This is a genomic window from Marinobacter antarcticus (genome assembly GCF_011049865.1).
Classification (GTDB): domain Bacteria; phylum Pseudomonadota; class Gammaproteobacteria; order Pseudomonadales; family Oleiphilaceae; genus Marinobacter; species Marinobacter antarcticus_A.
Window position 1 is genome coordinate 1 of record NZ_DRGY01000047.1, and the last position, 10,837, is coordinate 10,837.

At 54.6% G+C, this 10,837-nt stretch carries 11 protein-coding genes and 1 tRNA gene; 7 read left to right on the plus strand and 5 right to left on the minus strand.

Going from position 1 to position 10,837, the window contains the following annotated elements; all coding sequences use genetic code 11:
• The 3 genes from ENI00_RS06020 (at position 1) to ENI00_RS06030 (ending at position 3,434) form a co-directional block, all read left to right on the plus strand.
• The gene (locus ENI00_RS06020) at positions 1-1,101 is read left to right on the plus strand and encodes a murein hydrolase activator EnvC family protein (protein ID WP_304100335.1); all 1,101 of its coding nucleotides are present in this window, start codon (positions 1-3) and stop codon (positions 1,099-1,101) included.
• Positions 1,102-1,221: 120 nt separating this feature from the next.
• On the plus strand, positions 1,222-2,619 hold the full coding sequence (locus ENI00_RS06025) for a S41 family peptidase (RefSeq protein WP_304100339.1): 1,398 nt from the start codon (positions 1,222-1,224) through the stop codon (positions 2,617-2,619).
• Positions 2,616-3,434, plus strand: a complete 819-nt coding sequence (locus tag ENI00_RS06030; RefSeq protein ID WP_414674220.1) for a divergent polysaccharide deacetylase family protein — start codon at positions 2,616-2,618, stop codon at positions 3,432-3,434. Before ENI00_RS06025 ends, ENI00_RS06030 begins: the two co-directional genes overlap by 4 nt.
• On the opposite strand, the gene hisF is transcribed toward ENI00_RS06030, so the two are convergent.
• From hisF to ENI00_RS06055, 5 genes are all read right to left on the minus strand, one after another.
• Positions 3,431-4,204 (minus strand): imidazole glycerol phosphate synthase subunit HisF, encoded by a 774-nt coding sequence (gene hisF / locus ENI00_RS06035; protein WP_304100342.1) that lies wholly within the window; start codon positions 4,202-4,204, stop codon positions 3,431-3,433. The genes ENI00_RS06030 and hisF overlap by 4 nt on opposite strands.
• A 14-nt stretch (positions 4,205-4,218) precedes the next feature.
• Positions 4,219-4,956 (minus strand): 1-(5-phosphoribosyl)-5-[(5-phosphoribosylamino)methylideneamino]imidazole-4-carboxamide isomerase, encoded by a 738-nt coding sequence (gene hisA / locus ENI00_RS06040; RefSeq protein ID WP_304100345.1) that lies wholly within the window; start codon positions 4,954-4,956, stop codon positions 4,219-4,221.
• Complete coding sequence (hisH, locus tag ENI00_RS06045) at positions 4,950-5,591, minus strand: imidazole glycerol phosphate synthase subunit HisH (RefSeq protein ID WP_304100349.1); 642 nt, start codon at positions 5,589-5,591, stop codon at positions 4,950-4,952. The genes hisA and hisH overlap by 7 nt, the downstream gene beginning before the upstream one ends.
• A gap of 48 nt (positions 5,592-5,639) precedes the next feature.
• Positions 5,640-6,233 (minus strand): imidazoleglycerol-phosphate dehydratase HisB, encoded by a 594-nt coding sequence (gene hisB / locus ENI00_RS06050; RefSeq protein WP_304100352.1) that lies wholly within the window; start codon positions 6,231-6,233, stop codon positions 5,640-5,642.
• Positions 6,234-6,311: 78 nt separating this feature from the next.
• Positions 6,312-6,773, minus strand: coding sequence for an SRPBCC family protein (locus ENI00_RS06055; RefSeq protein WP_304100355.1), 462 nt, complete (start codon positions 6,771-6,773; stop codon positions 6,312-6,314).
• A gap of 190 nt (positions 6,774-6,963) precedes the next feature.
• Between ENI00_RS06055 and ENI00_RS06060 the strand changes: the two genes are divergently transcribed.
• The 4 genes from ENI00_RS06060 to ENI00_RS06075 all read left to right on the plus strand — a co-directional run bounded on the left by ENI00_RS06060 (position 6,964) and on the right by ENI00_RS06075 (position 10,737).
• On the plus strand, positions 6,964-9,186 hold the full coding sequence (locus tag ENI00_RS06060; RefSeq protein ID WP_304100358.1) for an AsmA family protein: 2,223 nt from the start codon (positions 6,964-6,966) through the stop codon (positions 9,184-9,186).
• Positions 9,183-10,271, plus strand: a complete 1,089-nt coding sequence (gene mutY, locus ENI00_RS06065) for an A/G-specific adenine glycosylase (protein WP_304100361.1) — start codon at positions 9,183-9,185, stop codon at positions 10,269-10,271. Before ENI00_RS06060 ends, mutY begins: the two co-directional genes overlap by 4 nt.
• A complete protein-coding gene (locus tag ENI00_RS06070) occupies positions 10,268-10,540 on the plus strand; it encodes an oxidative damage protection protein (protein WP_304100364.1) in 273 nt (90 codons plus the stop codon). The genes mutY and ENI00_RS06070 overlap by 4 nt, the downstream gene beginning before the upstream one ends.
• A gap of 121 nt (positions 10,541-10,661) precedes the next feature.
• Positions 10,662-10,737 (plus strand) — tRNA-Phe (locus ENI00_RS06075).
• Positions 10,738-10,837 lie beyond the last annotated feature (100 nt).

Consider the following 10,837-nt stretch of genomic DNA (forward strand, 5'->3'; position numbering starts at 1 on the left):
ATGCTGAGTGCCGCGCCGGCAGCGTTCGGACAAGAGGTCACACCCGCCCAGATTGAAGCCCTCAAGGACCGCATTGAGGGTATTGATGACTGGCTGGCAGACGCCGAGAAGGATCGCTCCGCTGCGGAGCGACAGCTTGCCGATGTTGAACGCACTATTAGCCGACTGACCCGGGAACGGAGATCTTTGCGTGAGCAGGTGAAAGAGCAGCAGCAGCGTCTTGTTGAACTGCAAGGTGAAGAACAGAAACTGACGCAAACCCTGGAGCGTCAGCGCGAGAGCTTGAAAAAACAGATCCGCACCGCCTGGATGGAAGGCGACGCGCCAGCTTTGAAAGTGCTGCTTAATGAAATCGATCCAGACAACATTGCCCGGACCATGACCTACTATGAATACCTGAGCCAGAACACCATTACCCGGCTGGAAGCATTCCATAAAAACCTGAAAGACCTCCAAGTGACCCGTGCCTCCGTACAGAGCACCCGGGCCGAGCTAGCGAAAACTGAAAAAGGCGTGGCTCAGCGGCAAAAAGAACTGGAATCGTCCCGCCAGGATCGCAAGAAAACACTGGCGTCGCTCAATCAGGATATCCGCAGCCGACGCAACGAAAAAGACGAGCTGGAATCCGATCGCAAGCGGTTGGAGAATCTGCTGTCCGAAGTGCAGCAAGCCATTGCCACCATCCCGTCACCTAACGAATCAGAGCCCTTTTCATCGCTCCGAAACAAACTGCCCTGGCCCGCACAAGGCAAGGTTGTGAGCCGGTTTGGCGATGAGTACGCAGAGGGCAAACTGCGCAGAAACGGCTTGCTCATCCAGACAAAAGAAGAAGCCGAAGTAAAAGCCATTCACTATGGTCGGGTTGTTTTCGCCAACTGGCTTCGCGGCTTCGGCCTGATAACAATTATTGATCACGGTGACGGCTACATGACACTCTATGGTCACAGCAGCAGCTTGTTTACCAGCCCCGGCGACTGGGTTGCGGCAGGGCAAGCCATCGCCTTGACCGGGCGAACGGGTGGCACAGAAAACCCGGCGCTCTACTTTGAGGTGCGCCATAACGGAAAGCCAGACAACCCGGGGCGCTGGTTAGGCAACTGAACTTCCGCGGCAGGGCTGACAAATGCTCTCGTGGGCGCCATACTGTCGAAAACAGGGAACTCTGCCCATTATTCTGCTCAACTCTGTGTCCAACTATCGGAATAACCACGGGATATGTGAATGAAACGGGTCCAAAGCACACTCCAAGCCTTACCTTTGCGCTCTGCCATCCTTGCGGCATGTTTCATCACCATTCCCGGAATGGCGTTCGCCCAGGATAGCCCTCAGGGCAATACGCAGGTTCTGAACGGCATTCAGGACGGCGAGAGTGTTGAAATCACCCTGCCCGACCCAGAAAAACAATTGCCACTGGACGACCTGCGCAAATTTACCGAGGTCTTCAGTCGCATCAAGGCAGCCTATGTTGAGGAAGTAGGCGACAGGCAATTACTGGAAAGCGCCATTAAGGGCATGCTCTCGGATCTCGACCCGCACTCTACCTATCTTGCCCCGAAAGACTATGAAAAGCTTGAAGAAAGCACTTCGGGCGAGTTTGGCGGCCTGGGTATTGAAGTAGGCCTGGAGAACGGTTTCATAAAGGTTATCTCGCCGATTGATGATACACCTGCACAGCAAGCCGGCGTTCTGGCAGGCGATCTGATCATCAAACTTGATAAAAAGCCCGTAAAAGGCATGGGCCTTGAAGAAGCTGTTCAGCTCATGCGCGGCAAACCTGGCACCATTCTGACCCTGACCATCATGCGTGAAGGTGAAACCGCGCCCGTTGAGATTGACGTTGAGCGGGATGTCATCAAGGTTACCAGCGTAAAAAGCCGCATGATTGAAAACGGCTACGGTTACGTACGCCTGACCCAGTTTCAGGCGGAGACCGGTGAAGAATTCACCAAGACTCTGAATAAGCTCAAAAAGGAAAATGGCGGCGATCTCGACGGCTTGGTGCTTGATCTGCGCAATAATCCGGGCGGTATATTACAAGCGGCGGTTGCCACAGCAGACGCATTGCTGAACGACGGGCTTATTGTGTATACCGAAGGCAGAATCCAGAGTTCGCGCCTTCGGTTCAGCGCCAAAGACGGTGATGTCATGGACGGCACTCCGATCGTTGTTCTGATCAACGGTGGTTCAGCGTCTGCGTCCGAAATCGTTGCGGGCGCCCTGCAGGACCAAAGGCGTGCCGTCATCATGGGCACTCAATCCTTTGGCAAGGGCAGCGTCCAGACGGTTATACCGCTGGATGAAACCCACGCCATTAAAATGACAACGGCGCGTTATTACACGCCCAATGGGCGCTCTATCCAAGCCACCGGTATCAAGCCGGATATCGAAGTGCGGCCGGCGGAACTCAAAGAACTGGATAGCCGGCCATTCTTTACCGAGGCAGACCTGAGCGGCCATCTGATTGGCCAGGATGAAAAAGCCAAAGGTGATGAAAAGCAGTCGGCAAACAAGGAGCAAATCGAGGCCATGACGGATCGTGATTTTCAGCTTCGATCGGCGCTAAATCTGCTCAAAGGGATGAATATTCTCAATTCCGAGGGAGCACACGTCGCAAAGTGAAGTTGCTCCACACCCTGGCCCTGGGGGCCTTTATCACTTTGGCTGCCAGCCCGGCGACGGCTGAACCGGCGAAAGGCGACGTGCCGCCCACCATTGCCATTATTATCGATGACATGGGGCACAACCTTTACGAAGGCGAGCGTCTGTCCAGGCTCGATCAGCCACTGACGCTGTCGTTTCTGCCCTACCGCCCGCATACAGACGCTCTTGTCCGCCTGGCACATAGCCATAATAAAGAGATCATGCTGCATTCTCCCATGGCCAATACCAGGCATTTTGGCCTCGGGCCCGGCGGGTTAACTCCGAATATGGACGAGAAAAGCATCACGGCCACTTTGCGCCGCGCCCTGCAATCCATCCCCTATGTGCAAGGGGTGAATAACCATATGGGCAGTCTGTTAACACAGCAGCTCAAACCCATGGACTGGGTGATGAAAGAGCTGTATCACTATCCGGTTTATTTTGTCGATAGCCGAACAATTGCCTCGTCCATCGCAGCCGATGTGGCACAGGCTTACCAAATTCCTACCTTGTCACGGGATATATTTCTGGATCACGAACAGACGGAAGAATTCCTGGATAAACAGTTCAAAGAACTGATCAAGCGGGCGAGGGAAAACGGCAGCGCCATTGCGATAGCGCACCCACACAAGGTGACGGTGGACTATCTGGAAAAACATCTGCCATTACTGGATGAGCAGGGAATTGGCATCGCAACGGTGAGCGGGCTCTGGGCGATTCGTAACAACAACCGGAGCATGTTTGCAGAGGGAGAAAAGCAGACCATTCGGCCTGCTTTCGCTAAAAAAGACTAGTCCCGAACTTCGATTCCTTGAACCTTCATAAATGCCTTGGCCTCGGGAATTGTGTGCTCGCCAAAGTGAAATATAGACGCCGCCAATACGGCATCTGCGCGCCCTTTGGTAACGCCATCTGCCAGATGCTGCAGCTCGCCCACACCGCCTGAGGCAATCACCGGAACAACCACCGCATCGCTGACCGCACGGGTCAGGCCAAGATCAAAACCGATTTTGGTTCCGTCTCTGTCCATACTTGTGAGCAACAGCTCGCCGGCACCCATTTCAACCATTTTGCGCGCCCAGTCCACCGCATTCAGCCCGGTTGGCTTGCGGCCGCCGTGGGTAAAGATCTCCCAGCGCAGCGCTTCGCCTTCGGCGCTGACTTGCTTGGCATCAATAGCCACCACAATGCACTGGCTACCAAAACGCTCTGCCGCCTCGCGCACAAACTCCGGGTTGAAGACCGCGGCTGTGTTAATAGCCACTTTATCGGCGCCGGCGTTCAGCAACTTGCGGATATCGTCTACGGTGCGCACACCGCCGCCAACCGTCAGCGGAATGAACACCTCTGCCGCCATCCGCTCAACGGTTTCGTAGGTTGTATCCCGGCTTTCGTGACTTGCCGTAATGTCCAGAAAAGTAATCTCGTCGGCACCCTGCTCGTTGTAACGACGAGCCACTTCCACCGGGTCGCCGGCATCCCGGATGTCCACAAAGTTGACGCCTTTTACCACACGCCCTCTGTCCACATCCAGGCAGGGAATAATACGTTTCGCCAGTGTCATAAAATCTACCTTGATCAGCCTTTCAGGGTGTCACAGAACGCTTGGGCTTGGGCAACATCCAGAGTGCCCTCGTAGATAGCGCGGCCGGTGATGGCGCCGATGATGCCCTTGTGAGCGAACGGCGCCAGGCGCTTGAGGTCGTCCATGTTGGTCACACCTCCGGATGCGATAACCGGAATACCACCTTCTTCTGCCAGAGCCGCGGTGGCTTCCACATTAACGCCCTGCATCATGCCGTCGCGATTGATATCCGTGTAAACAATCGCCTCAACGCCATCGTTGGCAAAGCGCTTGGCCAGATCCGTCGCCATCACCTCCGTCACTTCCGCCCAGCCGTCGGTGGCTACACGGCCGTCTTTCGCATCCAGTCCGACAATGATGTGCCCGGGAAAGCGCTTGCACATATCGGTCACAAATTCCGGTTCTTTCACCGCCTTAGTTCCGATAATGACCCACTGCACGCCGGCTTTTAGATACGCTTCAATGGTTTCAGCGGAACGAATGCCGCCGCCGATCTGTATCGGCAAATCCGGGTACTTGCGGGCAATCGCCTGAACGATTTCTCCATTAACCGGCTCGCCTGCAAACGCGCCGTTCAGATCCACAAGGTGCAGGCGCCGGGCGCCGGCTTCCACCCAACGGGTAGCCATATCAACCGGGTCGCCGCCGAACACGGTGGAATCGTCCATCCGGCCCTGGCGTAACCGCACGCATCGGCCGTCTTTGAGATCAATGGCGGGAATAATCAGCATGTTCCGTTCCAGTCAGTAAAGTTCCTGAGTAACTGCAGCCCTGCGCCGGCACTTTTCTCCGGGTGAAACTGCACGGCGAAAATATTGTTGCGGGCCACAGCCGCCGCCAGATCAACGCCGTAATGACTGCGCCCGGCTATATCGGCGTTATCTTCGGCCTCAGCGTAATAGCTGTGCACGAAATAGAAGCGGTCACCGTCGGGAATGCCCTGCCACAGCGGATGCTGCACAGTATGATAAACCTGATTCCACCCCATATGAGGGACCTTCAGGCGCACGCCGTTTTCCACCAGGTTCTCACCGAAAAAGCGCACCCTGGAAGGAAACAGATTGATACAGTCAACGCCACCGTTTTCCTCACTGCGCGACATAAGCGCCTGCATGCCAACGCAAATTCCCAGAAACGGCCGGTCGCGGGACACTTCCCGCACCAGCTTGTCGACGCCCAACCGGCGAATCTCCGCCATGCAATCACGTATAGCGCCAACGCCGGGCAGAATCACCCGGTCTGCTTCACGAATCTGGTCTGCGTTGTCGGTTACCAGAACCCTGGTATCCGGGGCGACATGCTCTACCGCCTTGCGGGCAGAGTGAAGGTTCCCCATGCCGTAGTCGATGATGGCAACGGTTTTCATGGTTGGTGCGGTGTCCTTAATTGACTAGGGGCGGCCAAGCGCAACGGTTTACAGCAAGCCTTTGGTCGACGGTGTAATACCCGCCATGCGCTCATCCATTTCTATAGCCATGCGCAGGGCCCGGCCGAATGCTTTGAACACGGTTTCGATCTGGTGGTGGGTGTTCTTGCCCCTAAGGTTGTCGATGTGCATTGTCACCAGCGCGTGGTTGATAAAACCGCGGAAGAATTCTTCAAACAAATCCACATCAAATCCACCCACAGAGCTGCGGGTAAAAGGCACTTCCATAATCAGGCCCGGGCGGCCGGAGAGATCAATCACCACGCGGGAAAGCGCCTCATCAAGCGGCACATAAGCGTGGCCGTAACGGCGGATGCCTTTTTTATCACCCACCGCCTGCTTGAACGCCTGGCCCAGGGTGATACCAACGTCTTCTACCGTGTGGTGGTCATCAATGTGCAAGTCGCCCTTGGACACGATGGTGAGATCGATCAATCCATGACGGGAAATTTGCTCCATCATGTGCTCGAGAAACGGCACTCCGGTATCAAAACTGGATTTACCAGTGCCGTCGAGATTGATTTCAACGCTGATCTGGGTTTCAAGGGTATTTCTTTCTACCCGAGCCTTACGTTCGGCCATGGGGACTCCGTAGCAAATTTAGGTGGCACAACGCCGACAAACTTTATTCAAGCATTATACCTTCTGGCAGCCGGGAAATCAGAATGCCGCCTTCAAGTTTTTCATATAAGTATCCACCAGACCGTTGAACTCGTGTTTGATCACGGGGCTGATAGCGAGTTTCAGCAAGCCCGGCAGCGGTAATGTCAGCTCGGCGCTGGTCTGAAATTTCAGTGCTGTGACCTTGTCGCCCTTCGCTGTCAGCGCCCAGGAGCCACGCACCAGCCCGTTACCCTCTCCTTTTACCGGCTCCCAGGTAATTTTGCCCGCGTCTTTGTTTGCAACGTATTTGCTGGCGTATACAGACTGGATGGCGTGCTTGTCGACGCCCACTTTTTCCATTTCCCAACGGTAGGTGTTGCCTCCCAGATCCGTCAGTTTATGCACTTTCGGAAAGTAGCTTGCAGAGCGGGGTACATCGGCCAGCAATTCAAAAACCTCGTCATAGCCGGCCGAAATCTCAAGTTCCCGGTTCAGTTCAATTGAAACAGTAATAGCCACAGCGAACTCCTTTTTTTGTTTGTGCGTATCAGTACAGTAGGCGACAACAGGTGCATTTTGGCCCAACACTACGGCATTGTCATACTCCTGCCCTGTTAATTTGTTAACCCTGCGTTATCCTTAACCTTATTCATTCTCGCATTCGCTCCGAATCCTGAAAGCTTGCGCAACAAGAAAGGAAGCCTGAAACATGAAAGCCATACGTTATGCGCTGATTGCCATAGTGGCACTTATCGTTCTCGCGATTATCGCGATAGCGATTGCCGTGGCCGTGATCAACCCGAACGATTACAAGCCACAAATCGAAAAGGTGGTTGAAGAAAACACCAACCTTGACCTCATTCTGGACGGAGATATTGGCTGGTCTTTTATTCCTCTCGGGCTTGAGTTGAATGATGTAGAAGCCACACTGGATGGTGAACGTCTCGTTGCACTGAAAAAACTGGTTGCTCAAGTCGACTTCTGGTCGCTGATTGCCATGTCGCCTCAGGTCAGCACCTTCGTGCTGGATGGCCTGGATGCGCGCTTGAGCGTCAACGAACAGGGAGAGGGCAACTGGACCCGCATCATGCCCGAGCCGGCAGAAGGCAAGGGTGAAAAGGGCAAACCCGATACCGCCAGCACCACCGAGCAGAAAACTGACGGCGAACAGGGGGACAGTCAGCCGCTGAACTTCAATGTCGACAATGTTCAGATCAGCAATGCCCAGATCCACTATGACGATCAGAGTACCGGCCAGAACGTAACGCTGGAAAACTTCAAAGTGAACGCCAGCAACATTACCCTCGGCTCCGAGTTTCCGTTGGAAATAGGCTTTCGTGTAGAAACCGCAAAACCTCAGTTCATCGTTGATGGAACGATAGAGGCCAAGCTTGCGGCTAACGAAGCGCTGAATGATTTTGCCGTTTCCGGCCTGGAAGCTGTATTCAAAATGAACGGCGAATCGTTTGGCGACAAGTCAGTTACCGCAAAGCTGAGTGGTTCGGCTAAAGCCAATCTGGAAAACGAAACGGCGACTCTGAGCGACTTTACCGCCAGCCTCGCCAACCTGTCACTCGACACCAACCTTGATGTGAAGGGCTTTGGCGACAAACCTACACTGAAAGGTAACGTAGCGATCAACGAGTTTTCTCTCAAGGATCTGCTCGAAAATCTGGGCCAGCCCGCCATCGCAACATCCGACGCGGACGTTCTCAAGGCCATTGCGTTTTCTACCGGCATCGGCGGCCCTGCGGGCAAGCCTGCGCTGACTGACCTGGTAATCAAGCTGGACGACACCACATTCAAAGGCTCCGGCAGCTATAACCTCGACAACGGCGGCATCGTGTTTAACCTACAGGGCGACAAACTCAATGTTGATCGCTACCTGCCACCAAAAGCCGAAGGCGATACCGGGAAAAGCGACACTGCGAAAACCACAACAGACGCAGACGCGCCGGTGCAAACGGCAGACGCAGGCCCGGAAGGCGACCTTTTGCCGCTGGAAACCCTGCGCAGCCTGCTTCTGGACATAAATTTCGGGCTGAGCGAGCTGATCGTAAGCAACCTGACCATCAACGAAATCAAAGCCAGCACAACCGCCAGCAAAGGCCTGCTGAAAGTAGACGAATTCAGCGGCAAGCTTTACGAGGGTAGCTTCGGCGCAAAAGCGACCATCGATGCTCGTACTGACAACCCGAAATGGACAATCAATTCGGATGTAAGCAATGTGCAGACCCTTCCGTTGTTGGCTGACGCGGCGGAAATCACCATGTTGTCCGGTGGCGCCAACCTCAAGATAAACGCGACCACGTCCGGCAATCGAATTTCAGCCCTGAGAGACAAGGCCGATGGCCAGATCAGTTTTAATCTGGCAAAAGGCGAGTTCCGGAATATGAACCTGACTCGCATGGCTTGCCAGGGGATTGCTCTGGTCAACCAGGATGAACTGACAACCGACGACTGGGGCGATACAACGCCTTTCAACGATATGCGCGGTAACCTGGACATCAACGGCAACATATTTGATAACACTGAACTGGTCGCCTCGCTGGCCGGTATGAAACTGGAAGGTAACGGCACAGTCGACATGAAGCAAACCCTCGTCGATTACGAACTTGGCTTGCGAATCGTTGGCGAAATTCACCGCGACAAAGCCTGCCGGGTAACCGAATACGTGGAAGACGTTGTTATACCAGTGGAGTGCCGTGGCGATTTTTCGGCGGGCGCAGCCAGCCTGTGTTCGTTCGACGGTTCACGTTTTAGCGATACGCTGAAAAGCATTGCAGCGAACGCTGCACGCAAAAAAGTCGATAAGGAAGTCGATAAAGCGAAAGGCAAGGCTGAAGAAAAAGTTCGTGAAAAGCTGGAAGAAAAGCTGGGCAAGGACTCGGGCGATAAAGTGAAAGACGCTCTGAAAGGTCTTTTTAAGTGACATCAGACTTTTTCGCTGAAAACCTTCTGAACTGGTACGACAACCACGGCAGGCACAACCTGCCGTGGCACCACAACCGCAACGCCTACAGGGTGTGGGTGTCTGAAATAATGCTTCAGCAGACCCAGGTTACGACCGTTATCCCGTATTTTCAGGCCTTCATGGAACGTTTCCCCGATGTGCAATCCCTCGCGGAAGCGCCGGGTGACGACGTGCTCAGCTATTGGTCAGGGCTTGGCTACTACGCCCGCGCCCGCAACCTGCAAAAAGCGGCACAGTCTGTCACGGCGGATTTTGGCGGCCAGTTTCCCGACACTCAGGAAGAACTGGAGACCCTGACCGGTATCGGCCGCTCAACCGCCGCAGCGATCGTTGCTCAGGCATTCGGCAAGCGCGCCGCCATTCTTGACGGTAATGTGAAACGGGTTTTGGCCCGCTACCACGCAGTTCCCGGCTGGCCAGGGCAAACTTCCGTACTGAAACAACTCTGGGAACACGCCGAGGCACATACTCCAGATGAGCGTGCTCAGGATTACACCCAAGGCATCATGGATCTGGGCGCAATGGTTTGCACCCGCAGCCGCCCCGCGTGCAATGACTGCCCACTGCAATCTGGCTGCACGGCATACGCCCGAGCAGAAATCAGCCTTTATCCCGGCTCCAAACCGAAAAAAGCGAAACCCGAAAAAACCACCTGGATGGTCATACTTGAAGATAGCGAAGGCCGCATCTTGCTGGAAAGGCGCCCGCCAAGCGGCATCTGGGGTGGTCTCTGGAGCCTGCCGGAGCTGGATCCTGCCTACGGCGCAGACGAGCTTCAGGACGCCTGTGAGCAGAGCCTTGGCTTTGATTGCACAGAGCCGGAACTGATCAGCGGTTTCCGGCATACCTTTTCTCACTACCACCTGCATATTCAGCCCGCACGGCTGGGCGTGACAGGGCAAAACAACGTGAGAGACAACGCGCAGCACAAATGGCTACACAGGGACGAAGCATTGTCCCTCGGATTACCAGCGCCTATCCGCACGTTACTCACACACCCCGCCCCTCACCTATCGCACACATCAACACAGGAGCGAACATGAACCGCACCGTTTTCTGCCGCAAACACCAGAAAGAACTGGAAGGCCTGAATTTCCCACCCATGCCCGGCGCAAGGGGCCAGGATATCTTCGAGAACATATCCCGCCAGGCGTGGGAAGAATGGCAACACGAACAAACCATGCTGATCAACGAAAAACACCTGAGCCTGATGGACCCCAACACCCGCAAATACCTGCAGGCGCAGATGGAGCATTACTTCAACAACGAGCCTTTCGATAAAGCCGAAGGCTACGTGCCACCAGAGCAATAACACCGGTTTGATCAAAGCCTGAGCAGCCCTGAAAAGATTCACGAATTTTTCAGGGCTGGCCTTGACTCACTTCACTGAAACCGGTTTAATAGCGCCCCGTTGCACAGCAGTAAAGCAACTTGCCCGGATAGCTCAGTTGGTAGAGCAGAGGATTGAAAATCCTCGTGTCGGTGGTTCGATTCCGCCTCCGGGCACCATAAGAATTCAGATGAAACCCGCCTCGTGCGGGTTTTGTTGTTTCTGAAGAACGAAATGTAAGCAGATTCATGACTCCTCTCCCCAAACTCCTCTCCGGTG

Bases quoted from the DNA above. Each gene is read 5' to 3' on its own strand.
- hisA (WP_304100345.1), bottom strand. From the start codon at position 4,956: ATGCTGATTATTCCCGCCATTGATCTCAAAGACGGCCGATGCGTGCGG.
- hisH (WP_304100349.1), bottom strand. From the start codon at position 5,591: ATGAAAACCGTTGCCATCATCGACTACGGCATGGGGAACCTTCACTCT.
- ENI00_RS06070 (WP_304100364.1), top strand. From the start codon at position 10,268: ATGAACCGCACCGTTTTCTGCCGCAAACACCAGAAAGAACTGGAAGGC.
- ENI00_RS06025 (WP_304100339.1), top strand. From the start codon at position 1,222: ATGAAACGGGTCCAAAGCACACTCCAAGCCTTACCTTTGCGCTCTGCC.
- hisF (WP_304100342.1), bottom strand. From the start codon at position 4,204: ATGACACTGGCGAAACGTATTATTCCCTGCCTGGATGTGGACAGAGGG.
- ENI00_RS06020 (WP_304100335.1), top strand. From the start codon at position 1: ATGCTGAGTGCCGCGCCGGCAGCGTTCGGACAAGAGGTCACACCCGCC.
- ENI00_RS06060 (WP_304100358.1), top strand. From the start codon at position 6,964: ATGAAAGCCATACGTTATGCGCTGATTGCCATAGTGGCACTTATCGTT.
- hisB (WP_304100352.1), bottom strand. From the start codon at position 6,233: ATGGCCGAACGTAAGGCTCGGGTAGAAAGAAATACCCTTGAAACCCAG.